The organism is Tenacibaculum sp. M1.3A, from assembly GCF_057732375.1.
In genome coordinates this window covers 390,461-415,583 of sequence record NZ_JBYJEF010000001.1, presented here as the reverse complement: position 1 = coordinate 415,583, position 25,123 = coordinate 390,461, and the positions used below count along the sequence as shown (strand labels likewise).

Here is a 25,123-nt window from a genome sequence, read left to right as displayed (position 1 = left end):
TTTATAGACTTTCGTAATATGCTTTCAATTTTTGAGACATTAATTTTCGTCTTTCTTCTAAAAACTTAATGTAATCTTTATGTGTTGCTTCTGTTATAAATGATGGAATATCGTTTGTTTTAATGTTTTCTATTAAACTATTTTCTGCATCTATTGTGCTTATTTCATTTACATCAGCGTTTACTTGATCTTTAATTTTACCTAAATATTCGGTAGGTGGCATTTTACCCACTTTAATATTTGTTGCTTGTTCTGTATACACAAAATTGGCAACTTGGTTATATGCTTTTTGAGGATACCCATTGTTGATTAAATACTGTTTTGGGAAGATATGATGAATGTCTCCTCTTTGTTCTATTAGACTTTTAATTGTCATTGATTTGGACAAGAAAGCAACCGCATTACTATTTACCTGTGAAGCTAAGTATAAGGTATATGCATTGTTATTTACACTAGAACTTTCTAAATCGTTTATTAATCCAAAATCCCAAAAGCCTTCGCCTAAATGCGCTTGTTCCATTTGTACTAAATAAGCAGCAATACCTTTTTCATTTATTTGCTTAATGTCTTCATCTATTCTCGATTCTGCTGAACCTGAATAACGACCAATAAATATCGATAATATCAACCATCTTTTTACATAACCTTGTATTTCTGGCTCACTCACCCCTTCATCACGAAGTTTTAAGTATAAAGCATAAGCAAAGTTTAAACTGTTTTGAGATGAAATTAACTTTCTGCTAATTAAGCCTGTAGATTGCAATATCATTACAAACCGTTGGTAATTGGTTTGATTTACAAAGGCTTCTAAACCATCTGATAATTTTTGGTAACTAGCTGCTGCAATTTCGTTTTCGTAGGTTCTAGTTTCAAAGTTTCTTCCTGATAATAAGGCTACTAAATCGCTAAATTTACCACGACTGAATTTAAAGGTAAACGCCACACGAAGCATATCAATATAATCAGGGCAATACAAATCGTCATTATTTGTAGCTATCCATTTTATGCTTTTATAATAATTGCTTTCAGCAAAATTGGTGTCGTTATCTACAATATGTTTGATAAAACCTTTATCTACCAATAAACGGCAGAAGTAATCTACCATTTTACGCATTTTGTTTCCGCCGTGTTGCTCGTCTGAAGCAATTTTAGACATTACAAAATCGGCATTACTTAAAACCACCCCTTTTTGATTGATACGAATAAAGATTTCTGTAACGGTATCTATATCTAAACTAGCATCTAGCTCTATAATACCAACTTGTTTACTTTTTATTTTTTTTAGATTTTCAATGCGGTCTTCTATGATATCTTCATCTGCCTCTGGATTATCTTTTAAGTATTGACGAATGGCTTTTGTGATAGAAATTTCATCATTTACAATAGGGTTGATGTTGTTAATCCATTCTGGACTTTTCTCATAGGCTTTATTCAATACCTCAAACCTTTCATTCAATGGGTTAAAAGCAATGCGAATATTAATTTCTTTATAGTTTTTATTTAATACACGTTGCCCAACAATGGCGGCTGTTAAGGCTGTAATACGTTGTTGCCCGTCTATTAAAACTTTTTTACCTGCCGATAATTCTCCGTTCTTTAATTTTACATCAGGATTACGCCAAGTAATAATATAACCGACAGGATACCCTTGATACAAAGAATCTATTAAATCTCTAACCTTTGCTGCTTTCCAAACAAATGGACGCTGAATTTCTGGTATGGCGATATCGCCAGATTTTATCCAACTTAATAAAGTTTCTACAGGTTGTTGGTGTACGCTATATTTTGCCATTTTTTTTTATACTTTTATTTCTTCTTCAATTATATTGTTTTCCCACTCATTTTTATCTATTGTAGGATGTAGGTAGTTAACTATATCAATAAATATTTTACCAAAATCATTTTTAATATTAGTAACTACATTGTCAGCAAAGTTTTCAAATTCTTTAAATGTAATTTTATATTCTTTAATTAAATAATGATGAAATTTATGGTGAATACCTCCTTTATTTAAAGTTATAAATTGTGGATGAGTTTTAAATTTAGTGTTTAGTTCTTCTATTCTTGCTTTATCTTCTCTGTATAATTCTATTATTATAGAGTAGGAGAGTTCTTTTCCTTCAACAATGTTTCCTGCAATGATTGTAAAATAGGTGTCTAATTTGTTTTTATCATCCCAAATATTTTTCCAGCCTAATTCATTACCAAAAGTTTGCATCCCTAGTTTTTCAGCAATTAAATAGTATTGATCATTTAAAAATTTATGACCTTCTTTTTTTGTTTCGCTTGCTGCATTAATTTGTTTTGCATTTTCAAAATAGAATTTAGCAGAATCATTCATATGATATGTGTAGGTTATTTTTTCTATTGTTTCAAAGAAATCTGTAAGGTAAACTTTGTAATTTTCTTTTTTTATTACTGAGATGTCTATTAGTTCTTTTACTTTAGAAATCCATTCCCAATGGGTAATGTTTATAAATTTACCATCAACTTCTTTAGGAATATAATGAGGCGATAAGGTCAATAATACGCCTCTTTTTCTGGCATCACTTACTTTTATAAAATCCCAATATTCAGGTAAGTCATTATCTAAACGATGATAGATTTTGTTTTCTATTATAATGTGATTTTCATTTAATAAGTCTCTAATAACAATATCTATTCTTCCTGTATTTGTAGTGTATTCTGTAATTACCTCTATGTTGGATAATTGGGTTTTAAGCTGTGTTTTTTCTGTAATAATAGCAAGTAGTGCGTTTAAAAAAGCATATTTTATTTCATCTTCATCACAAGATAAAAAGTGTGCATAAATGTTACTATTAATAGTTTCGTTAGTTGTTTTTTTGATAACATCTAAAAAACCTACGTGCTCATTTACAACAGGAATTTCATCCGATTCTTTTAAGAAATCCTTCAAACTATTATAATCTACGTTTTGCATTATTTTATTTTTAATTTCTCAATAAAGAACATTGCTGATTGCTATATCGCCTGATTTTATCCAACTTAATAAAGTTTCTAATTGTATTTTGTTAGACCTCATAATGAATATTAATTATCTAATAAATATTGATCACATTCCTGAATTATTGAATCAGGAATTATTTCATACTCAGTAGGGTCTAACTGACTTATCATTTCATTTTCAATATGATACGTTTCATTTATAAACTTCCTCAATACACTATTTACATCCCTTAATGAATCCGAATAAATCAATCTAAACAATTGGAGTTTTATATACCCATTTTGGTTTGAGTTATATAAGTTTTTTAAATCTTCTTCATCTTGAATTCGTGCAAGCAAGCTTTCATAATTAAATGTGGAAATAATATCAGTAATTTGAGTAACACCTCTATCGAAGTCAACTGAATCCATATTGTCATTTTCTGGTGGCTTTCTAAAGTCTTTGATGTTTTCAGTTTCTCTTTTATGAAAAAGGTTAGAAAGAACTTCATATCCATCAACCGTATTATCAATTATCTCATATTTTCTTCTCAAATAAATTAGTTTCACTAAGAGATCTAATTCAGAGTTATTTAAAACTTTGTCGCAAATTTGTGAAAAGGTAAAAATATCATCTTTAGTAATATCTTTTTCTAGTAGCAAACCATTTTTAGTGGATAGAAATTTAGATTTAGATAAAGTTCCGAATTCCCTTAGAACTTTGACAGTATCAATTACAGGGTCGAAATCGTGAGTAAACATAATTACATTCTTGTTTTTTAAACAATTCTCACCTCTAAAAAGCATATGCATAATTGCATATTTTTTATTTTTATCAAAAGATGAAATTGGGTCGTCTAAAATTATTAAATCAGGATTTCTTGATAAAGATTCATACATAAATAATACCAATGCAAAAGCATTTTTTTCTCCAAAACTTAAATGTTGACTTCCTTTTGAGATTTTTTCTTCTGACTCTATATGTTTTAGTTTCAACTTATAGTCGATACCTTCTGTATTTTCAATTTCAACGACATATCTATACCCTGCATTTTTTAAAAAAGTATTAATATCTAATTGATGTTTTACTATCAACTTTCCAGTTTGCACTCTTTGTTTATTAATTTCCCCTTTCAATATTCCAATCTGCTCTAAAACTGTTTCAAGTGAGTTATTTATTGATTCAACTATCTCCTCTGATTTATCAGATTTAAAGTGATTAAATAAATCTAGATTGATTTTTAAATCTTTAATCATTTTTTCAACATCTAGCCCCTCCCCTTGAAATGTATTTGGTGATATGTTTTTTAGAGTTTTTAGTTTTTTAAGGAAATCATCAATCTGTTGTTTTATTGTAAATAAGAAATTAAGTTCTTCGTCTTCTAAACCAGATTGCTTTTTTGTAATTCCATCAATGGTTTCTTTTGTTGCTATTGTAAAATATTCCCCTAAATTTTTAATAGCATCAATTATTCCAATAAAATTTTTAATAACATTTTTGTCGTATGTTTTTGAAACCGACTTTATAGTGTCTTTGGTTTCTAATGTAGAAGAAGTGCAATAAGGGCAATTATCCGATATATCTATAAAATTTTCGCCTCTAATTTGCCAATCTAACCAAGTAGTACAATTTTCATTTTTAAGAAAAGAACTATATCCAGAAAGTGCTTCGGGTATATGCTCAATCTTATTTCCTTCTGCTAATCCTTTATAAATACTAGATGTTTTAGACAAACCAGTCTGCGTTGATTTAAAGTTTTTTGCTAAGTTTTCAAAATCACTAATTATTTGATCAAGCTCTTCATTATTGGAAAAAACATTTGTAATCTCTTTTAGAAGCTCTTTAATTTTATTAGTAGATTCAATATAGTTAGGAGTTTTAACAAAAATCTCAAAACTATTAGCTATTAGTTCATCTTCTTTATATAAAAATTGATTTAAATATTCTTCGTTAAATATAAATACACTTGTAATTTCGTCTGGTTTAATTACCGTGGGTTCTAATTCAGTTTCTGTTTCTCTTAATTTAAAAGGAGTAAGTTCAACCAGTTTATCTGAAGATTCTATGCTATATTTAATAGCTTTTGTGATTGTACTTTTGCCTGTTCCATTTATTCCGAACTTAATATTAAGTTTGGATGGTTCAATATTAATTTCACCACTATCTATATTGTTACAATTATTTATTTCAAATTTCATAGCATTATTTTTCTTAATAAATTGTTTCCTTTTCAGACTCAACTTTTGTCATTTTTGCTAATAACAAACTTTGGAGTTCTTGCAGGGTTTTGTTTTCGTCTCTTCGATTGTATAATTGTTCAAAATGAAGAGTTAAATAAGTCTGCCATTTGTTTTCAACAATACCTGTAGCTATAATTAATAATCTCCTTTCAATATGCTCTTCAAATGTGATTTGTGGAAATGTTCCTGAACGGCCTTCAGCAGCTTGATGTAGTTCCTTTATTGTTTGAGGATATATTAAGTAATGATAAATTCTTTCGCTATTAAACTTATCTGTAAGTAACCTTAAAACCATTAATTTAGTTGAAACGACATAATCATCAGAATTAATTCTGACTAAAGCATATCTTTTATTTGCTGGTCTTATTTCACTGTAAAGAATATCATTCTTACGAATTGATTTTTTTGCTTGACCTGGCATTTTTTCAACTTTCATATAATTTCTGTGAAGAAAATCTCCATCAAGAATATCTGAGGTGTTAAAAAAAATAAGTTCTTCTTTCTGGAAGTCGTGTTTTTTAGAATGACTTTCAATAATTCCCCCCAACTTTTCCACACTCCACCCAATAGGAATATCCTTCTCCAATTCCTCATTATAAACCATTTCGCCACCCGAAGATTTATAAGGTTTATTCTTTGCATTAGGAAACTCAAAATCTACAAACCAATGTTTGTATAAAGCTTGTGCAGTTTCTTCTAGGTTTTGGTTGAGTTGGTTGTTTAGTTTTATGCGGTTGGTAACGGTATTGTATTCAGCTATTATTTGTTGTTGTTTTTCTATGGATGGAATTGGGAGTTGAGTATTACACATTTCATCCCAATCAAAAGTTTCTCTTGCACTTCCGTGCGATTTAAAACGAGCATATCTATCAAATTCTGGCCTTCTAAACCACATCATTAAATATTCAGGCAATACTTCTTGTTCATCTATAACTTCAAAAACTGTATAGGCTTGAGAAACAATTGCTGTTTCGTGTTCTTCTAATAAAGCAATAGAAATTTTATCTCCATTTCTAGATGTTACAGGACCATAAGCAAATTGGTTTTGCTTAATGATTTTGTACGTCTTCATATTTGTACCAATAGTATTGGCAATAGAAGGCATTAATACTTTTCTAATACTTACACCTAGTAAAGTAGTTACTTCTAATTCTTTATTTCTAATATTTACTGATTGTATATAATCACCAAGGGTTTTATAACTCATAGCCCAAGGTTTTAAAAACGTTTTGTAAGTCGGTTTTAGATTCTGTCTCTTTTGCTAAAAGGTCTTTTAAATCGGTTTGTAAACCTTTCATTTTGGTATCAAAATCTATGTTTTCATCTCGGTTTACAAAATCTATATATTTACTTGGCACTAAAGAGAAATCCTTTTTTTCTACTTCTGTTTTGTTTGCAGAATAGCAATATTCAGGAATATCTTTATAAGTAGATTCATCGGTTTGCCACGTATGAAAGGTTTGGGCAATGTCTTGTATTTGCATTTCCGAAAACTGAATGTATTTTTTCTCGAAAGGTTCGCCTTGTTGGCGTAAATCCATAAAGAGAATATCTTCTTCACGTTTGCGGTAATTACGTGTTTCTGTTCCCTTGCTTACTGTTTTGTCTTTTTTGTTTTTGTTTAAAATCCAAAGCGTAACAGAAATATCAGTCGTATAAAACATACTTCTTGGTAAAATAACAATAGCTTCTACCATATTATTTTCAATTAGTTTTTTTCTAATTTTATATTCTTCTCCACCACCAGAAAGAGCACCGTTTGCTAATATAAAACCAGCCACTCCGTTATCTGATAGTTTAGCAGCCATATTTAAAATCCAACCGTAATTGGCGTTCGATTTTGGAGGTACATCATAGCCTTTCCAACGTGGGTCGTCTGTGAGTTCGCTTTCGGCTCTCCAATCTTTTTGGTTAAAAGGTGGGTTTGCCATTATAAAATCTGCTTTTAAATCGGGGTGTTGGTCTTGTCCAAAAGTATCGGCAGCTTTTTCGCCTAAATTGGCAGCAATACCACGTATGGCTAAATTCATTTTAGCCAGTTTGTAAGTAGTGTTGGTGTATTCTTGTCCGTACACAGAAACTTCTTTTTTGTTTCCGTCGTGGTTTTCTATAAATTTAACAGACTGTACAAACATACCCCCAGAACCACAAGCAGGATCGTAGATAATACCTTGGTAAGGTTCTATCATTTCGGCAATCAAGTTTACAATAGATTTTGGCGTGTAAAATTCTCCTTTTCCTTTCCCTTCTTTAATGGCAAATTTGGCTAAGAAGTATTCGTACACACGCCCAACAATATCGTTTTGTTTGTCGGCAATGGTGTTTATCTCGCTTATTTGGTCAATTAAAGAAGCCAATTTGGTTTTGTCTAACCCTAACCTAGAAAAGTAATTATCAGGCAATGCACCTTTTAAAGCAGGATTATTTTTTTCAATATTATGTAAAGCTGTATCTATTTTAAGTGCTAAATCGTCTTGTTTGGCATTGGCTTTTATGTAGTTCCAACGCGACGTTTCCATTAAAAAGAACACGTTTTTCATGTTGTAGAAATCTTTCATTTCTACATATTTTTCTTTGCGTTCGGCTATTAATTCTTCTTTACGTTCTTCAAATTTATCGCTGGCAAACTTTAAGAAGATAAGTCCTAATACTACGTGTTTGTATTCGCTAGATTCTACAGAGCCTCTTAGTTTGTCACAGGCTTGCCATAATGATTCTTCTATCGATTTTTCTTTAACTTGTTTTTTAGCCATTTATATAAGTTTCGTGTAGTTTTTCTTATTCTTTGAAGAGTTCTAAAGTAGTAAAACGAATTGATATATAATTATGGAAATCCATAATTATATAAAACTATGATTATAGAAATATAGTAACATATTTATATGTAGTAATTTAGTTTGTTTTTCCGTTTTAAAATCAATCTGATTTTTAGTGCTATATAGTTTTCTAAGATAAAATCAGATTGATTTTAAAATGAGCCTGAGCGGCAGGCGTCACATACGGATTGTTTTATATTAAAAATCAATATTCTTACCCATATTATTTAAGAAATCTGTAATTCCCTCTTGCAATGAAATAGGAAGGTTAGAAAGCCTTTTTTGAGAAGGTCGTTTATCTAGTTCTTCTTGTGGAGTTAAGGTTAAGTATAAGTTTTCATTAGAACGTTTCCATAAGCCAAAAGTATAATCAACGTTAGGTTCAATAATAATTTTTTCTTTAAATTTTACGCTTCCAGCATATTGTGGGCTGTCTGGATGATTTTGTAACTCGTTAATGGTTAATTTTAACTTTAAAGTATTTGTAACATTATCAATAGTTGCTGTGATATCAGAATGTTCTTCCGTAAAAACTAATTCTTCTTTAATATCTTTTAAAGCATCTAAATGCTGTATCCCCGTTATGTAATTGCTCCAGTCGTCTCTATTTAAAATTATTAAACCCTGTTTTTCAATATTTTCTAAGGCTCTAATAAGCTGATAAAAATTACCTTTACCAAGTAACTTACCATAATAGTTTTTTATTTGATTAAAAGATTTTTCTAAACAATGTACTAATAGTGCTCTTTCGAATTTTGAAAGATTGTTCCAGTTTTTGTTTTCAATAGCTATTTTTAAGTTATCAACTAGCTCTTTGTTTTTTCTTCTATTTTCTTCTTCAATTTGTATTTGTTGTAAATCAATGCAATGGTTGCATTTAAAAGGTTTTTCCCACTTACCTTTGGTGAGTTTAATTGTTTCTTTAAATTTAGATTGACTTTTTACAGTATGCTTTTCGTAAGAATTACAATTTTCACATAAAACATATAGAGAAAGCTCACTGTATTTAGCTTTTAATTTTGTTAGCTTTCCTAGTGTAATGTTGTAAGTGTTTTTTAGTTTTTTAACAGTGTTTGTAAATTCTAAATCTTCAATATCCCAGTAAAACTGAAGAATTTCTTTTTCTAAGTCAGAACAGTTTTCTGAAATTTCTAATTGAATGTTGGCGATTTTTGGGTATTGATTTTCCATGATATAAAATGAATAAAAAAAGCGTGGAACTGAATCTTATCGGTCTTAGTGGTCTCGCCAGAAACCTTCCCTCCAAATAAGAACAGCCCACGCAGTAGCATGGGCGTCTTAGTTTTGATGTTGGAGGGTTTATAAACCTGGCGAGTTTCTAAAACCAAATCAAAAGCTAAACGCTTTATAAATTAATATGTCTTTTTTACATCTGTAAATCTTATGCAAGATACTACAGAAATTTTAAAGTTTAATTTGTTTTTAAATAGTTTTCTAATGCTTTATTAATAATGTTTTTAATAGTTTCATCTTCGTTTAAAGCTTGCTGTTTAATCCGTTTTAGTAAGTTTTTATCTAAGTAAAAAGAAAACTGAACTTCTTCGGTTTCTTTCACAGAAACAGGAACTACTTTTTGTATTGTTTTTATTTGATTGCTAGCTTTCGCTTTATTAATCAAATCATTAAAATTTTGTTTTTCCATAATGCTAGAATTGTATTTTTATATAAGTATGTATTTATAGAGTTATATGAGTTTCGTTAATACTTCTTTGGTGAGACTATCTAATTGTTTTTGAGCATTTTTATCAGTTTTTACACCCCCAACTAAAACAGATCTGGTAAATGCAACGAGATCAGAAACATGTGTTTTAGCAATAGGGATATTATATTCTTCTAAGCCGATTAAGATGTCAAGTGTTAAAGTTGTATTAGCCTTAATCATATTAAAAACAACTAGAGAGTTAGAAGACTTGTTTTTTCTTTCAATAAGTTCTAAGGTGTTTTTAATGGCTAATAAATCTAAGACCCCAGCTTTAGTCGGAATAATGATTAAATCCGCTAATTCAATCAATTCAGGTAGTTGATTGGATAGGTAAGGAGGAGTGTCGATAAAAATGAAATCATAGGTTAGGTTTTTTATTTTTTTTATTTCTCGATTATAGGGTATAATCTCAAAATTGGTTACTAAATCTTTAATTTGACACAGGCTTCCTTGCATGTCAAAATCTAAAATAGCTACAGAGGCATTTTCTGAAATATTCTGAGCTAAATTGTATGTAAGTGTAGATTTACCTACACCACCTTTTTGATGTGTGATCAAAATTATTTTTCCCATATTATTTTTTTAGGTTTTTTTGCCATTTTTGATAATGCTTAGATGTTTTGGGGTTCTCATTAAAATACAACTGTATGTGGTTTTTCATAGCGTTAATACCTTCGATGTAACTCGTTTCTTTTGTTTCTATATTTTTTTGATATTGATAAAAACTAAATGAAATACTTAAAATAAAGATTATGAAAAACGAGCTGAATAAAATGGTCATCCAATTTGGAATAATGACTGTTTTATTCAGTTTGTTTTGAAGACTTGTAAGTTCATAATAATGTAACTCATAGTTGTCGTCTAATTTTTTTGAAAATTCAGAGAAAGCAGTTTCAATTTGAGAAGTATCTATATTGAAACCTGTTGTTTTAATTTGTTCTGACTCTTTCTGTAATTTATTTACTGCTTTTTCAAATGTTGCTATTTCATCAATAAGTAAAGCGGTTACTTCTTCTATTTTTGCCATAATATTATATTGTTAATGCTTTGTAAGCATATTTAATAATTGTTTTTGCTATTTTATAATAATTGATATTCAACTTATTTATAGACATGGTTCTGTGTATTTCACTGCCTTTAAGGTTTACATTTTTAAACTGATATCGAAACCCTTGTAGTTTTTGAGATTTTTTATTAATAACAGGGTTTACCTTAATATTATGCTTTCCCATTTCTTTGACATAGTTTTGGTATTTTTCAGGATGATAAGTGCTAAAGGATAATTCGTGTTTATTTTGAATAAATTTTCTAATATCTTTTACCTTTTCTAGCTTTTGTTCATTAACCTGTTTTACAGTTTGCAACTGTAGTTTTTCAGCCACTCTTTCAGCTGTTTTCTGAGAACGTTTACCAATAAAACTATCGTTATAAGCTTTGCCTTCAAAATCGATTCTGTTTACATATAAATGAATATGCTTGTGGTTTTTGTCATTATGAGCAAAAGCAATAGCTTGATGGTTTTCTAGTTTCATATCTTTAAGAAATTCATTTGTTATTTTATTTAATCCATCAGTATTTAATTTTTTCCCATCTTCAATAGTTGGACTAATGACAAAACTGAACGTATTTCGTTCGCAGTTATCATTCATAGATTGTATTGTTTCAAATTCGTCTGTAATTTCTTTAGGAGTTTCTCCAGCTAAATTTTGTGTAAAAACTATTTCAGCATCTTTTTCTTGATTCCAACCGTACTCAATAGATGCTTTTGTGTGTGATATTGATTTTCCTTTTCCAATCATTTTTTAAAATTTTGAAGATGTTTTTTTATTTCATCAGCAGTTTGAAATACTTTTTGATATAAATCTGGATGCTTATTTTTAATTAAATTCCCAATGCTTTTAAAATTATTATGATGGGTAATTAGCATTTTATAAATAGCTATTTGTTCTTCTGTTAATCGCTCAATAATAATTTTATCATTTGCAGATTTTCTACAAAATTCACTTAATGATAAGCCTGCTTTTTTAGCCTTAACTTTTAAAAGTTTTTTCTCAAAAAGAGTACATCTAAATTCTATTTTTTGATTCTTCATTTTTTCTTTAACTTTTGCGACCGAAGGGAGAAAAAGCAAGATATGTCCTGACAAGGACACATCTTGATATACTAATTAACCTTAATTTTTACACCATCTAAGTCAGTTAACTCAAAGACCTCTATTAAAGACTTTAAGCTCTTGTTTTTCATATACATTTTAAGGGCTGTGTTGTTTGTTTTTGATATTATTTTCCTGGGCTTTTCTATTATACTTTTTAAAAAATAATCAGCAATATCAAACCCTTTTTCTCGCTCAATTCTACTTCCTTTTTCTTCTAATAAATTTGATACTTGAATATCATATCCTTTTAATTTTAATTCATCACAAGTTGATTTCCATTTTGTATAAGGAGAGCCGTTTTTACCTTCTAAGCCTAAATCAGGATAGAGTATTATTTTTCTATTTTTTAACACCTCTATTTTCTTTTCATTTAATCCCCCGAGAGAACCTGATGCTAACCACAAATATTTTTCAAATAAAAGACTCATAATACAAGCTGTTTTTTCGGATTCTACAATTGCAATAGGTCTATCATATTTTGAAATAAGATGTTCACCAAAAAAGCATTGAGAAAGATTATATGAGTTGATTTCTCCTTTTTTTATTTTTAAAGAATGCTTCCAGTTAATGTATTTGGTTCTTTTACCTTGATTAGAGTACAGGATAATTTTTCCACCTCTAATTTTATTTTTAGAATCAATCTGCCAAAATATAGTTCCGTTATTCCAAGATGTAGCTGTTCCAATTTTATAATTATCTAAAAGAGAAGAAACTTGTTCTGAATTAAATTTTGATTTAATGAATTGGATGAAATTATTTTTATCATAATAAACAAGTGAATCGTTAAGCTCGTTTAAAGGATGAAAATCGGTCTCTTTAATCTCTAAAGGATGATTTTTATTTATAAGTGGTTTATAAGATATATTGTGGTTTTTGAAATATGTTTTAGGTGTTAAATGATAACCACAATTAATTTCTCTGTCACATCTACCAACTTTAGATGATAAATAATTGTCATTCTCAGTATCAATGTAAAGGACTAATTTGTTCTTTTTACACTGAGGACATTTATGCTTTATTGATTTTTTATGTAATGAATATTTATACATGTAGGCGATTTACTTCATTTTCTGCACTTTCAAGCTATACTTGACTTGTAGAGCTTTTTCGACTGCACTTTGGAGTCCTTTTGCTTCACTATTGCTGCACTTTCCATTTTTTGTTTGTGCACAAAGTGCACGGGCATTGCACTAATTTTGCACTAATTATAGGTGTTAACGTATTGATTAGTAGGGTTTAGTGATTGAAAGTGCAGAAAGTGCAGTATTTTCTATAAATTTATTTTTTCATATTTTCCATGAGATACTTTTTTAAAGAGTCTTCTGTCTGATAAATACGTTTTAAATTGCCTTTGACTAACTCTTGGTTTATCATTTATTTTTTTACAAGCAATTTTTAAACCTTGTGCTGTGGTAAAAATATTTGGCAAATCTTTAAGAATAGTTTTCTGTAAAGTAGTTAACGTATCTATATAGGCTTTCTTAATAGTCTCTTGTCTAACTTTTATAGCGTTATTATAGAAATAATGAAAAAGTTTTATGCCTCCTTCAATAGCAAATAATTCAATTTTATCAAGAGTATTCTTGTTAGTAGCGTAATGGATTGCTTGTAGAATTAAAGCGAAACGAATAACGTACTGTTGAAGTTTAATCTCAATACTTCTTTCATATTCAAAAAGGTAATCTTCTGGTCTATTATTTTGCCAATCAAACAAATGTTTTTTAGCGTTCTCTTCAATTGGAATTAAAAGAGGTTCATCTTGGTTTATTGATGTTTCAATAAGGTTTGAGATAATAGAAAAATAATTTTCTAAAATCCTGTCATCTATCTTTTTTATATTCCATTTTAAAGTTTTTTGAATTTCAGGATATACAAATAATAGACGATCCATAAAACCATTAGAGCTTCTACCGTCTTTAGCAAATGATTTTAAAACTGATATTTGTGTGCTACCAATAACACCTATAAAAGGATCATTAATTCTAACACTTTTACCTGAGGCTCTATCGGTTGAGATTGTTGTACCACTCCAAAGACTTAAATAGGTTTCTGCTTCACCAGATGAATTATATCTATTAAAGTTCTTTATCCATCCATTTAATTCATCTACATAGATATATAAACCGTTTTTGTTATTAGAATGATGCAGTATTAATGCTTCAGGAGTATAATCATTAATAAGATATTTTTGTAAAAAAGGCTTTTTCAATATAGATTTTGAATCAGTTTTTAATTCATCTTCGTATTCTTTTAATAAGTTTGAATATTCAGAAAACAATTGATTTTCTTTTATATGAATAGGTTTGAAACAGAAGTTCAATGCGTGAGATTTTGAATCTCCAGGTCTTCCAACTATAACAGTAAAAAGGTTCGCTTTTTCATTCCAGCCATTTTTAACTTTAACTTTTAGTGAATTTCCAATTGAAGATGAAACTGCTGTTAAAATTCCAGCACCTAAATAATCTAAAGCAAATTGATATTTATCATTAGCTTCATAAATAATTTCTTGAATAATTTTAGGGAAAACTTCTACAGGAAAAGGGTTTTTGTTTTTATCTGTTAATTGAATAAAATCATTTTCTAAGTCGATTTTATCAATATGAATAACTTTTGGTTTACTCATTTTAACTTGTATGATTTATACCGTATCTTTACAACACGGTAGTTAATACTGTTTTTTTTGAAAAATATTTGAAAGCGTAGGGTAGGAGTCCTACGCTTTTCTTTTGTTTTTAAGTGTGTAGGAGAGAGCTCTTTTTTCTATGAGCGATTTAGATTGAGTTTCATTTTGTAATAACCAATTATCGAGTTTATCTTTATCGAAAAAGATAATTTTTCCATTGGGCTTACTGTGGGGAATAGCTCCTCCAGAGGTAAGTTTGTACATATAACTTCTCGATATACTTGTATAGTCACAAGCTTCATCAAAAGTTAATACAGTCTTATTGTTTAATAGGAGTTTTTCAATTCTATCAAGTCGTTCATCTAATTGTATATTGTCCATTATCTTATATGTTTTAAAGATTTGTAATGAACAATTAGCGCTAATTGTTTTTGTATTCTCTTTGTTAACTTATGACAAAGAAAGAAGGATAAAAGGAAAATGTAATTAAAAATAAAAAAATGATTTGGTGATAATTTTTTTAATAACTGACTACTAGTGCTTTATGTGGTTAAAATGATTTTAGTAAAATTTTTATATTTTCATTTTGTTTATCAGAATCTATAGATTTACCTTTTTGAAAATCAGATAGATATTTTGAAAATATTTCTTTATCAATTTTTTTGTTATTTAAATGGGTAATTTTTTTACTGTCAAATATTGAGTCTATTTGATTTCTAGTATAATATTCCTTTTCAAGGAGTTTGAAAAGTAGTAATGAAAAAGACTTAGGGTTTTTTATTAGTATTAAATTGCCTTTTATAGAAGATAGATTTAAATCAATAAGGTTTTGTAAATCTTCTTGAGTAGATATTTTAAACCATTGTTTTAAGAATTTGAAAAGTAATTGATTTTGTTCTTTATTAATTTTTTTTTTATCATTTATACTATCTGTTTTAAGTTTCGATTTAGTTTTATCTTGTAGAGTTTCTTTCTTCATTAAATCTCTAAAAACAATAATTAAACCAATAACAGAACCTATTAAAAAACCTTTTATAAAGTCTATGTGATAGTACTCACCTTCGGCAATTATAGGATATAAAAAAGCTACAGATAACCCTATAAGGATTATTATTGCATGTGTTTTTGTAAGTTTTTCTTTTTTCATCATAACTCAATATTTAATTTAGGAATAAGTGTAGCAGCCTCTTTCATTTTTTTATCAATAATTTTAGCATAAATTTCTGTAGTGCGTATCTCTTTGTGTCCTAGTCTTTTAGAAACAGTATAGATATCAGCTCCATTTTCTAATAAAAGCACAGCATTCGTATGTCTGGCACTATGAAAAGTTATATGTTTAGTAATACCAGCACTCATACACCATTTTACTAAGTTAATATTCATTTGAGCACTGTAGTGAAGATTTACAAAAACTCTATCCTCAGTTTTTTTTCTTTCTCCTAAAAACTCTCTAGCTTGTGGAGAGATATATAAATATTCTACTCCTTTGGTTTTCTTTTGTGAAAACACGATCCTATGTATAGCTTGACTATTTTCATCTATTCCTTCGTCTCTAACTTCACTCCATTTTGTTAATATCAGACCAACGGATACCTGTTAAGCAAGAAAATAGAAAAGCTTTTTTTAAAATTATTTGCTTGATTGGAGTTTTAGAGAGCGATTGTACTTCATCTATAGTTAAATATTCTCTATGAGTTTCTCCCATAGGGATAGCTCGTACTTTTTCAACAAAATTTTCTTTTAAATAGCCTTCGTCAAATGCGCTCCTAAGGCAAGCTTTAAATTTATTATAATATGTATGCTTTGTGTTTTGGGCTAATGGTTGACCTGCCTTTGTTTTGGCTTCAGTATGCAGGTGTTTTTGGAAGTCTTTTATGAAATCTATATCAATATCATTAAATGTAATAGAAGAGTTGCAAAAGGCTTCTATGTGTTTTTGAGCGGCTTCCCAATTATCATAGTTGGTTTCAGATTGGCAACGCTCTTCTTTTTTTTCTTTATAGTATTCTAGGAAATTATATTTTTCTTTTGAACTATGTTGAATTTTGTATTTGCCCTGATAGTATTCAGCTTGTCTTATTGATAAGATTTTATCAGCTAATTCTTGAGTCTCTTTGTTTTCTAACTTTTCAGTTTTATTTTTAGGGTCTATGAATAAATACTGCTTTAGGTATTCAAATTTCCTATCATGTTTTTTTTTACCATTTTTATCTATAATAGTACCTTTGTAGTATTCTATAAATAGACTGTATTTTCCTGTCTTTAACTTTTTCTTTTTTAGCGATATTTTCATAAAGGTGGAATTAAATACACCTCTTTGTGTTGTTTAGATAACGAGGTGGAATATAGATTCCATAAATGTACTAAAAAAGGAAAGTATGAGAAAATATAAAACCAATAAAATTAATTTAAAGTGTTGATTTTATTGGTTTTGTTTCTTTTGGTTTCCTTTTATTTCTTTTGTTACTTCCCAATACAGAAGTTACCAAAAATATGCCCTAAAATATCTTTATCAACATCATATTCGCCGGTAATATTTCCTAAATGGCGTAAGCATTCACGAATATCTATAGAAAATAAGTCTGTAGAGATTTCTAAATCGATCCCTTGCTGTACAGAAGTAATAGCAGTTAAAGCATTATTTAAAGCTTCAAAATGACGAGAGTTGGTAACAATAGTTTCATTATTACTCAAGGCTCCTGTATTAACTAAAGAAGTTAATTCGGCTTTTAATTCATCGATACCTGTTTTTTGTTTAGCAGAAAGTAAAATTAGGTTTTCAATTTCTGATTGTAGAACAGCAGAATCATGACAAGACAAGGTGTCAATTTTATTAGCAATTACTAATAAACGTTTGTTAGGAAAACGTTTTTGTATCGTTTCTATTTCTTGTAAAAATTCTTCACTGGAGTGGGAAAATTTATTAGAATCGATTAAAAAAATAATCAATTGTGCATTTTCTGCTTTTTCGTATGCTTTTTTAATACCGATATTTTCAACAATATCTTCAGTTTCTCTAATTCCTGCAGTATCTATAAAACGAAAAGCAACACCGTCTATAATTAATTCGTCTTCAATAGCATCACGCGTAGTACCAGCAATATCAGATACAATTGCTTTTTCTTCGTTTAAAAGTGTGTTTAATAAAGTTGATTTACCAACATTTGGTTCTCCTATAATTGCTACGGGAATTCCGTTTTTCATAGCATTTCCAAAAGCAAAAGAATCGATTAATCGCTTTAAAACAAAAGTGATTTTAGCAACTAATTGCTTAAATTTGGTTCTATCAGCAAACTCAACATCTTCACCAGAAAAATCTAATTCTAGTTCTATTAAAGCAGCAAAATCTAATAACTGTATACGTAGTTCTTTTAATTCGTTGGTAATTCCGCCACGCATTTGTTGAATAGCCATTTGATGGCTTGCAGCAGAGTTTGATGCAATTACATCGGCCACAGCTTCCGCTTGCGATAAATCCATTTTTCCGTTTAAGAAAGCACGCATGGTAAACTCACCATTATCTGCCATTCTACAGCCATTTTTTAAAAACAACTGAATAATTTCTTGTTGAATAAAAACAGAACCGTGACATGAAATTTCTACTACATTTTCACCAGTATAAGAACGCGGATTTTTAAAAACAGAGACTAAAACTTCATCTAAAATAATTGTGTTATCAACAATATGCCCTAAATGAATGGTATGTGTTTTCTGATTCAATAAAGACTTTTTATTGGTTACAGATTTAAAAAAACTATCAACAATAGTAATAGCATTTTCTCCTGAAAGTCTAATAACAGCAATAGCTCCAACACCAGATGGAGTTGCCATAGCAATAATTGTATCGTTTTGAATCATAGCACAAAAGTAAAGTTTAGGTACAAATTTTAAAAATTAAATTGCTTTTCTTATAAAATCTTCATATTCGTAAAAAAACAACTCAAATTGTGCCATGTTTTCTACATAAAACTCAAAACAATCTCTCCAAGTATCTTTGTTGTGAATGCTAAATTTTTTATCAAAAGGAACATATATACGACGAATAATTTTTCGATTGTCTAATTCGAAATTATCGTGGTAAATTACTTCTGGTAAATATTCGGTTTCTAAAATGGTTTTTAACGATAATAACTGATCATACAGTAATTCGTTAGCAACTTCATCTAAATGTTCAAAATCTAAACAAACAGATGCTTTTTTACGGTCTGCCTGAAATTTAAAAGCAAAACCTTTTATTTTAGTGTTGTATAATAACCATTTTCTTGGAAATGATTTTCCGAAGCTTGTCCAAAACTCTTTACGTATTGCTGCTGATTCTTCTTTACTGAACATTATCCGTGTATTTTAGCGCTAGTTCCGCGGTTTTTCATCATTTCAGCTTCAAAAGCAACCAAAGCTTCCCATTTTTCATCAACAATCTTTCTATCTTGATATTTACGAGCAAAACCTAAAAAAACAGTGTAATGATTGGCTTCAGAAATCATTAAATCGTTATAAAATTTAGATAGTTCTTCATCCTCCATATTTTCAGAAAAAACTTTAAAGCGCTCACAACTTCTTGCTTCAATTAAAGCGGCAATTAATAAGCGTTGCACAAGTGCGTTAGTTCTGTCTTTTGTTTTGGTAAAGAATTTTTGTAGTTGAATAGCATAATCGTTTTTTTGCTCTCTTCCTAAAACCATTCCGCGTTTTACCATAAAATCATGAACCATTTTAAAATGTTCCATTTCTTCAATAGCAATTTCACTCATACTTTGTACAAGCTCGGTTTCTTCAGAATAATTTATAATTATAGAAACAGCATTTGAAGCCGCTTTTTGCTCTAAAAAAGCATGATCTGTTAATATTTGCTGTAAATTGTCTTTAGCAATATCTGCCCAAGAGGTTTTAGTCTCGAATTGTAATCCTAACATAATCTAAATTCATTTTTCGTTTGCAAAACTAACGATTATTAAATTTAAGAAAGTAATAGTGCTCTTTTTTTTACATAAAACATATAGGTTTTTAGTTAATTGATAACTAAAAAAGTAAAAGTTTTTCAAGTTTTTTTTATAAAAAACGTAAATTTGAAGGACTTATGAAAAAATAAATTTGATTTGCTATGAAAAAAAATATAAAACTAATTATTTTAGTTTTACTGGTATTTATTGGAAATGCTTGTAAAAAAACTACAAATACAGAAAGCAATGTAAATGCTTACACTGATTATGTTGCTGTTTTTCCAGAAAACGTAGTTTCTGTTACACCAAAACTCGATTTTATTTTAAAAAAACAGCTAAAAGATGCTACGGTTACTAACGATGTAATTACAGTTACACCAAATGTTAAAGGAGTGGTAGCATTAAATAATAATGTTGTTTCCTTTGTGCCGAATGAAAAATTAGAAAGTAATCAAGAATATAAAATAACACTTCATTTATCTAAACTATATGATGATATTGATACTGCTTTAAAAGATTTTACCATTGAAGTAAAAACAAAAGAGTTGTTTTTTAATGTGGCTTTACAATCGCCAACAGTATATAGCAAAGATTGGTATTTTGTAGAAGGAGTTTTAACGGCAAGTGATGTTATTGAAAAAGAAAAATTATCAGAAATAGTAAAAATAAAGTATAAAGGGAACAAAGCAAAAGTAAAGTTTCAAACCTTCGAGAAGCTAGCCTCTAAAGTATATTTTAAAATAGATAGTTTACAACGATTTGTTGAAGATGAAAATTTAAAAGTATCTTGGAATGGAGCAATGATAAAATCAACATCAAAAGGAGAACGTGAATTAATAATTACAGGAAAAAATAATTTTAAAGTTTTAAATGTAGAAGTTGCTAATACCGATAAGCAACGAATAGATATTAGTTTTTCTGACCCAATAAAAAAATCACAAGATTTAAAAGGTTTAATTCAGTTTGAAAATACTCAGAAAAGAAAATTCACATATAAAATCACCAATAACATAGTAACTATTTATCCGCAGTCATCTTTTAAGGATAAGGTAAATATCGAAATATTTAAAGGAATAAAAAATGCCGAAAACTATGCTTTAAAAGAATCGTTTAGTAAAACATTACATTTTCAGCAATTAAAGCCTTCGGTAAGCTTTATTAAAAGCGGAACCATATTACCGAATTCAAAAAATCTTAAAATTAATTTTAAAGCAGTTAATCTTAAAGCTGTTGATGTAACAGTATTTAAAATTTATAAAGAAAATGTATTACAGTTTTTACAAAACAATAACTTAAGTAACCAAGGTAATTTGCGTTATGTAGGTCGCCCTGAAGCTAAATATACCGTAAATCTTACCAATCAAGGAGTGGATTTAACCAAAGAAAATGCTTTTGCGATAGATTTGGCTGAAGTTTTAACAATTGAAGACGGAGCAATGTATCGAGTTGATTTTTCTTTCAATCAAAAATATTCTAACTATTCATGTGATGAAGCTACTAATAATAACACGATAGTTTATGGTAAAAAAGAAATAGACTTAAAACAATACGACGACCCTAGTTATTATAATAACGACTATTATAGCTACCGTTGGAATGAAAGAGATAATCCGTGTTCAACCTCTTATTACTATAATAAAAATAAGAGCACTAATATTTTAGCTACGAATTTAGGAGCAATCGTAAAAAAAGGTAATAACAATACAACTTTTATTGCGGTAACTAATTTATTAACAACCGAACCAGTTTTTGACGCTAACGTAACACTATACAATTTACAACAACAACCTATTGTAACTATAAAAACAGATAAAAACGGAATTGCTAATTTCGAAGGAATTAAAAATGCATTTTTTGCTGTAGTTACAAAAGATAAAAATACTACTTACATTAAGCTGAATGATGGAAACTCACTTTCTATGAGTAAGTTTGATGTTTCTGGAACAAAATTACAAAAAGGAATTAAAGGATATATTTATGGCGAACGTGGTGTTTGGCGTCCAGGCGATCAATTGTTTTTAACTTTTGTGTTGAATGACAACGCAAATCCAATACCAGAAAACCACCCTATTAAATTTGAGTTGTTAAATCCGCAGGGAAAAATTATAGAAAGAAAAGTACTTTTTAAGAATACGAATAATGTATATGCGTATGCTCCAAAAACCAATCAAGATGCAATTACCGGAAATTGGAAATTAAGAGTAAGCGTTGGTGGTGCCGTTTTTAATAAAACACTTAAAATAGAAACCATAAAACCAAATCGTTTAAAGATAAAATTAAAAACAGCAGCAGATTTTATAAAAGCCGATACACCAATTGAAGGAGATGTGGATGTGAAATGGTTGCATGGAGCAATTGCTAAAGATTTAAAATTAGACATTAACGGTAAATTCACGCAATCGAAAACAGAATTCGAAAATTTTAAAAATTATAATTTTGATGATGTTACACGTAGGTTTGGTACAGAAGAATTTAAGGTATTAGAAGGAACTTTAAATAGCGAAGGGAAAACAGGCTTTTCTGTAAAACCAAGGTTAGATAAAAAAGCTCCAGGAATGTTAAAAGCGAGTTTTATAACCAAAATTTATGAAAATGGTGGCGATTTTAGTACGGATGTTTTTTCTAAAAAAGTATCTCCTTATAAAACCTATGTAGGTTTACTAAATGCGGCTGAACAACAATCTAAAAATTATTTATTTACGGATGAAAAATATACATTTAACGTAGCAACAGTTACTGAAAATGGAGTAGGAGTAACGAATGATTTAGAAGTAAAGGTTTATAAATTATCATGGCGTTGGTGGTGGAGTACTGCCGATAACGGACTCTCTAATTACGATGGTGCGCGTCATCATCAAACGTATAAAACATTACAAGTAAAAACAAATGCTAGTGGTAAAGGTTCGTTCGATTTAAAAATAAATGAAAATGATTGGGGACGTTACCTTATAAAAGTAACCGATAAGAAAAGTAAACACATTACTTCGAATATTGCTTATTTCGATTGGCCATCTTGGTACGGAAAGACAAAAGGGAGTCAAGATAAAACCAATGCCACAATGTTGGTTTTTACTACAAATAAAGAATCGTATGAAGTAAATGAAACAGCTACTGTAAAATTCCCGTCTTCTGAAGGAGCAAGAGCTTTAATTACAATTGAAAATGGAACCGAAGTATTAAATCATTTTTGGGTAGCAACAACAGCAAAACAAACGGAATTTAAATTCCCAGTATTGGCAAATTATACGCCCAATGTATTTGTAAATATCTCGTTATTACAAAAACACAGTCAAACTGCCAACGATTTACCAATTCGTATGTACGGTTCTATACCAATGTTGGTAAACGATCCTGCAACGAAATTAGCGCCAGAAATTGACTTAGCAGATGAGTTAAGACCTGAGTCAATCACTAAAATTAAAGTAAAAGAGAAAAACGGAAAAGCAATGACCTATACAATTGCTTTGGTTGATGACGGATTGTTAGATTTAACACGTTTTAAAACTCCAAATCCTTGGAATACCTTTTACGCACGTCAATCATTAGGCGTTAAAACTTGGGATGTTTTTGATGATGTAATTGGCGCCTATGGCGGAAAAGTAAATCAGATATTAAGTATTGGTGGTGATGAAGCTGAAGCAGGAAGTAAAAATAAAAAAGCCAATCGTTTTAAACCGATGGTAACCTATTTAGGGCCGTTTAATTTAGCAAAAGGAGATACCAAAGAACACGTAATTAAAATACCTAAATATGTAGGTTCGGTACGTGCAATGGTGGTAGCAACAGATGCTAAAAATGATGCGTACGGTAGCGATGAGAAAACTGCTTTTGTTCGTAAACCCGTAATGATTTTAGCATCATTACCACGTAAAATTACACCACAAGAAACCGTAACTTTACCGGTAACTGTTTTTGCTATGTTACCTTCTGTAAAAAAGGTAAAAATTATAGTGCAACCAAACGAGTCGTTTACAATTGTAGGTGATAAAACTCAGATGTTATCGTTTAATGAGCCAGATGAAAAAATGGCTTATTTTACGTTAAAAGTAAATGATTTTAAAGGAATAGGAAAAGTAAAGATTGATGCTGTTTCTGGTAGTGAAAAAGCATCCTACGAAGTAGAAATAGATGTTTTAAATCCGAATCCTGTAACCACAGAGGTAAAAGATTTGGTGTTAAAATCAAACGAAAAAAAGGAACTTAATTTTACCACCTTTGGTACAAAAGGCACTAATACAGCAAGTATCGAATTATCTACATTACCACCAATGAATTTTACCAAACGTATGGGATATTTAATTCAATATCCACACGGTTGTGTAGAGCAAACAACTTCTAGTGCTTTTCCGCAGTTATATTTAGCAGAAATTTTTGAATTATCCGAAGAAAAAAAACAAGATATAGAGCGAAATATAAAAGCTACAATTCAGCGTTTATCTGATTTTCAGGTATCAAGTGGCGGATTGTCATATTGGCAAGGAAACGGAAGTGCAAACAGTTGGGGAACATCATATGCAGGTCATTTTATGATTGAAGCTGCTAAAAAAGGATATGCTTTACCAATTGGATTTAAATCGAAATGGATAGGTTACCAAAAACAACAAGCACGTAATTGGCGAAATAATTCAACCTATTATAACAATGCTTTATCACAATCGTACAGGTTGTATACATTAAGTTTGGCAAACAGTGCAGATATTGCCTCTATGAATCGTTTACGAGAAACAAAAGGAATTTCTAACGAAGCAAAAATGCGATTGGCAAGTGCCTATGCGTTGATTGGTAAACAGTCGATTGCAAAAGGAATTTTAGAGGGTTTAACGGCAAATGATTATAATAAACGACGCTATTCTAATTACGGATCTGAAACTCGTAATAAAGCCATGGCATTAGCTACTTATACATTGTTAAAAGAGGAAACGAAAGCTATTAAATTAGCAAAAGAAATTGCTGAAAGTTTATCTAGCAATACATGGATGAGCACACAAACAACTGCTTATAGTTTATTAGCGATGAGTAAATATGCGCTTAAAAATGGTGGGAGTACAGGAATTAATGCGAGTTATAGTTTAAATGAAAATTCTAAAAATATTGAAATTTCAAAAGCATTGTATGCTGAAGATATTGAAGATATTAATAAAGAAAACACTTTTAAAATAGCGAATAAAAATAGCGGAGTTTTATATGTACGTGTTTTTAACAAAGGAATTTTACCTGTTGGAGAAGAGAAAGTATTTCAGAATAATTTAGAAACAACAATTATTTACAAAACAAAAGATGGTAATCGTATAATGCCTGATAATTTATCGCAAGGAACCAATTTTGTTGCAGAAGTTACAGTGAAAAATACCACGAATGATAACATAGAAAATGTAGCATTAACACAATTTATCCCTTCTGGATGGGAAATTATTAACACTCGTTTTACTGACTTCGGAAACAATACAACATCATCTCAAGTAGATTTTACGGATATTCGTGATGCTAGTATTAGTAATTATTTTACACTTAAAAAGTACGAGAGTAAAACGTTTAGAGTGCTGTTAAATGCGTCGTATTTAGGAACCTATTACTTACCAGGTGTGCAAGTAGAGGCGATGTATGATAATGATTATATAGCCAGAACAAAAGGAGAATGGATTAAAGTAGTGAAGTAGAGTGTTGATTTAATTACAGCAA

General features: G+C 29.5%; 21 protein-coding genes. 1 reads left to right on the top strand and 20 read right to left on the bottom strand.

Annotated elements, in window-relative coordinates; translation table 11 throughout:
- Position 1: 1 nt before the first annotated feature.
- From AC28QF_RS01905 to AC28QF_RS01810, 20 genes are all read right to left on the bottom strand, one after another.
- On the bottom strand, positions 2 to 1,792 hold the full coding sequence (locus AC28QF_RS01905; RefSeq protein WP_488200046.1) for a GmrSD restriction endonuclease domain-containing protein: 1,791 nt from the start codon (positions 1,790 to 1,792) through the stop codon (positions 2 to 4).
- Positions 1,793 to 1,798: 6 nt separating this feature from the next.
- Positions 1,799 to 2,941: a PD-(D/E)XK nuclease family protein gene (locus AC28QF_RS01900; protein ID WP_488200047.1), complete on the bottom strand. Its 1,143-nt coding sequence runs from the start codon at positions 2,939 to 2,941 to the stop codon at positions 1,799 to 1,801.
- A gap of 110 nt (positions 2,942 to 3,051) precedes the next feature.
- Entirely contained in the window at positions 3,052 to 5,145 is a 2,094-nt protein-coding gene (locus AC28QF_RS01895) for a hypothetical protein (RefSeq protein ID WP_488200048.1), read from the bottom strand.
- 13 nt (positions 5,146 to 5,158) lie between these two features.
- On the bottom strand, positions 5,159 to 6,394 hold the full coding sequence (locus AC28QF_RS01890) for a restriction endonuclease subunit S (RefSeq protein WP_488200049.1): 1,236 nt from the start codon (positions 6,392 to 6,394) through the stop codon (positions 5,159 to 5,161).
- Positions 6,384 to 7,940, bottom strand: a complete 1,557-nt coding sequence (locus tag AC28QF_RS01885; protein WP_488200050.1) for a type I restriction-modification system subunit M — start codon at positions 7,938 to 7,940, stop codon at positions 6,384 to 6,386. Before AC28QF_RS01885 ends, AC28QF_RS01890 begins: the two co-directional genes overlap by 11 nt.
- Before the next feature lie 261 nt (positions 7,941 to 8,201).
- Complete coding sequence (locus AC28QF_RS01880; RefSeq protein WP_488200051.1) at positions 8,202 to 9,194, bottom strand: hypothetical protein; 993 nt, start codon at positions 9,192 to 9,194, stop codon at positions 8,202 to 8,204.
- 241 nt (positions 9,195 to 9,435) lie between these two features.
- Positions 9,436 to 9,666 (bottom strand): hypothetical protein, encoded by a 231-nt coding sequence (locus AC28QF_RS01875; RefSeq protein WP_488200052.1) that lies wholly within the window; start codon positions 9,664 to 9,666, stop codon positions 9,436 to 9,438.
- A gap of 42 nt (positions 9,667 to 9,708) precedes the next feature.
- Positions 9,709 to 10,299: an AAA family ATPase gene (locus AC28QF_RS01870; RefSeq protein ID WP_488200053.1), complete on the bottom strand. Its 591-nt coding sequence runs from the start codon at positions 10,297 to 10,299 to the stop codon at positions 9,709 to 9,711.
- 1 nt (position 10,300) lies between these two features.
- Positions 10,301 to 10,753, bottom strand: coding sequence for a DUF6730 family protein (locus AC28QF_RS01865; protein WP_488200054.1), 453 nt, complete (start codon positions 10,751 to 10,753; stop codon positions 10,301 to 10,303).
- Between the two features lie 4 nt (positions 10,754 to 10,757).
- Positions 10,758 to 11,525, bottom strand: a complete 768-nt coding sequence (locus tag AC28QF_RS01860; RefSeq protein WP_488200055.1) for a relaxase/mobilization nuclease domain-containing protein — start codon at positions 11,523 to 11,525, stop codon at positions 10,758 to 10,760.
- A complete protein-coding gene (gene mbpA / locus AC28QF_RS01855) occupies positions 11,522 to 11,818 on the bottom strand; it encodes a mobilization protein MbpA (protein WP_488200056.1) in 297 nt (98 codons plus the stop codon). The genes AC28QF_RS01860 and mbpA overlap by 4 nt, the downstream gene beginning before the upstream one ends.
- Before the next feature lie 71 nt (positions 11,819 to 11,889).
- Positions 11,890 to 12,930 carry a DUF6371 domain-containing protein gene (locus AC28QF_RS01850; RefSeq protein ID WP_488200057.1) on the bottom strand — a complete coding sequence of 347 codons (1,041 nt, stop codon included), beginning with the start codon at positions 12,928 to 12,930 and terminating at the stop codon, positions 11,890 to 11,892.
- Positions 12,931 to 13,151: 221 nt separating this feature from the next.
- Entirely contained in the window at positions 13,152 to 14,504 is a 1,353-nt protein-coding gene (locus AC28QF_RS01845; RefSeq protein WP_488200058.1) for a DUF3987 domain-containing protein, read from the bottom strand.
- A 90-nt stretch (positions 14,505 to 14,594) separates the two neighbouring features.
- Complete coding sequence (locus tag AC28QF_RS01840; RefSeq protein ID WP_488200059.1) at positions 14,595 to 14,885, bottom strand: helix-turn-helix transcriptional regulator; 291 nt, start codon at positions 14,883 to 14,885, stop codon at positions 14,595 to 14,597.
- Between the two features lie 169 nt (positions 14,886 to 15,054).
- Positions 15,055 to 15,654: a hypothetical protein gene (locus AC28QF_RS01835; protein ID WP_488200060.1), complete on the bottom strand. Its 600-nt coding sequence runs from the start codon at positions 15,652 to 15,654 to the stop codon at positions 15,055 to 15,057.
- A complete protein-coding gene (locus AC28QF_RS01830) occupies positions 15,651 to 16,013 on the bottom strand; it encodes a tyrosine-type recombinase/integrase (protein WP_488200061.1) in 363 nt (120 codons plus the stop codon). The genes AC28QF_RS01835 and AC28QF_RS01830 overlap by 4 nt, the downstream gene beginning before the upstream one ends.
- Before the next feature lie 49 nt (positions 16,014 to 16,062).
- Positions 16,063 to 16,797, bottom strand: coding sequence for a phage integrase SAM-like domain-containing protein (locus AC28QF_RS01825; protein WP_488200062.1), 735 nt, complete (start codon positions 16,795 to 16,797; stop codon positions 16,063 to 16,065).
- A 170-nt stretch (positions 16,798 to 16,967) separates the two neighbouring features.
- Positions 16,968 to 18,362, bottom strand: a complete 1,395-nt coding sequence (gene mnmE, locus AC28QF_RS01820) for a tRNA uridine-5-carboxymethylaminomethyl(34) synthesis GTPase MnmE (RefSeq protein WP_488200063.1) — start codon at positions 18,360 to 18,362, stop codon at positions 16,968 to 16,970.
- A gap of 36 nt (positions 18,363 to 18,398) precedes the next feature.
- The gene (locus AC28QF_RS01815) at positions 18,399 to 18,836 is read right to left on the bottom strand and encodes a DUF4268 domain-containing protein (protein ID WP_488200064.1); all 438 of its coding nucleotides are present in this window, start codon (positions 18,834 to 18,836) and stop codon (positions 18,399 to 18,401) included.
- On the bottom strand, positions 18,836 to 19,417 hold the full coding sequence (locus AC28QF_RS01810; protein WP_483706343.1) for a MiaE family protein: 582 nt from the start codon (positions 19,415 to 19,417) through the stop codon (positions 18,836 to 18,838). The genes AC28QF_RS01815 and AC28QF_RS01810 overlap by 1 nt, the downstream gene beginning before the upstream one ends.
- A gap of 188 nt (positions 19,418 to 19,605) precedes the next feature.
- Here AC28QF_RS01810 and AC28QF_RS01805 point away from each other — a divergent pair, with 188 nt between their 5' ends.
- On the top strand, positions 19,606 to 25,101 hold the full coding sequence (locus AC28QF_RS01805) for an alpha-2-macroglobulin family protein (RefSeq protein WP_488200065.1): 5,496 nt from the start codon (positions 19,606 to 19,608) through the stop codon (positions 25,099 to 25,101).
- Positions 25,102 to 25,123: the final 22 nt, after the last annotated feature.

Bases quoted from the DNA above. Each gene is read 5' to 3' on its own strand.
- AC28QF_RS01815 (WP_488200064.1), bottom strand. From the start codon at position 18,836: ATGTTCAGTAAAGAAGAATCAGCAGCAATACGTAAAGAGTTTTGGACA.
- mbpA (WP_488200056.1), bottom strand. From the start codon at position 11,818: ATGAAGAATCAAAAAATAGAATTTAGATGTACTCTTTTTGAGAAAAAA.
- AC28QF_RS01810 (WP_483706343.1), bottom strand. From the start codon at position 19,417: ATGTTAGGATTACAATTCGAGACTAAAACCTCTTGGGCAGATATTGCT.
- mnmE (WP_488200063.1), bottom strand. From the start codon at position 18,362: ATGATTCAAAACGATACAATTATTGCTATGGCAACTCCATCTGGTGTT.
- AC28QF_RS01890 (WP_488200049.1), bottom strand. From the start codon at position 6,394: ATGAGTTATAAAACCCTTGGTGATTATATACAATCAGTAAATATTAGA.
- AC28QF_RS01885 (WP_488200050.1), bottom strand. From the start codon at position 7,940: ATGGCTAAAAAACAAGTTAAAGAAAAATCGATAGAAGAATCATTATGG.
- AC28QF_RS01845 (WP_488200058.1), bottom strand. From the start codon at position 14,504: ATGAGTAAACCAAAAGTTATTCATATTGATAAAATCGACTTAGAAAAT.
- AC28QF_RS01860 (WP_488200055.1), bottom strand. From the start codon at position 11,525: ATGATTGGAAAAGGAAAATCAATATCACACACAAAAGCATCTATTGAG.
- AC28QF_RS01905 (WP_488200046.1), bottom strand. From the start codon at position 1,792: ATGGCAAAATATAGCGTACACCAACAACCTGTAGAAACTTTATTAAGT.
- AC28QF_RS01835 (WP_488200060.1), bottom strand. From the start codon at position 15,654: ATGATGAAAAAAGAAAAACTTACAAAAACACATGCAATAATAATCCTT.
- AC28QF_RS01875 (WP_488200052.1), bottom strand. From the start codon at position 9,666: ATGGAAAAACAAAATTTTAATGATTTGATTAATAAAGCGAAAGCTAGC.
- AC28QF_RS01850 (WP_488200057.1), bottom strand. From the start codon at position 12,930: ATGTATAAATATTCATTACATAAAAAATCAATAAAGCATAAATGTCCT.
- AC28QF_RS01895 (WP_488200048.1), bottom strand. From the start codon at position 5,145: ATGAAATTTGAAATAAATAATTGTAACAATATAGATAGTGGTGAAATT.
- AC28QF_RS01900 (WP_488200047.1), bottom strand. From the start codon at position 2,941: ATGCAAAACGTAGATTATAATAGTTTGAAGGATTTCTTAAAAGAATCG.
- AC28QF_RS01825 (WP_488200062.1), bottom strand. From the start codon at position 16,797: ATGAAAATATCGCTAAAAAAGAAAAAGTTAAAGACAGGAAAATACAGT.
- AC28QF_RS01880 (WP_488200051.1), bottom strand. From the start codon at position 9,194: ATGGAAAATCAATACCCAAAAATCGCCAACATTCAATTAGAAATTTCA.
- AC28QF_RS01840 (WP_488200059.1), bottom strand. From the start codon at position 14,885: ATGGACAATATACAATTAGATGAACGACTTGATAGAATTGAAAAACTC.
- AC28QF_RS01870 (WP_488200053.1), bottom strand. From the start codon at position 10,299: ATGGGAAAAATAATTTTGATCACACATCAAAAAGGTGGTGTAGGTAAA.
- AC28QF_RS01865 (WP_488200054.1), bottom strand. From the start codon at position 10,753: ATGGCAAAAATAGAAGAAGTAACCGCTTTACTTATTGATGAAATAGCA.
- AC28QF_RS01805 (WP_488200065.1), top strand. From the start codon at position 19,606: ATGAAAAAAAATATAAAACTAATTATTTTAGTTTTACTGGTATTTATT.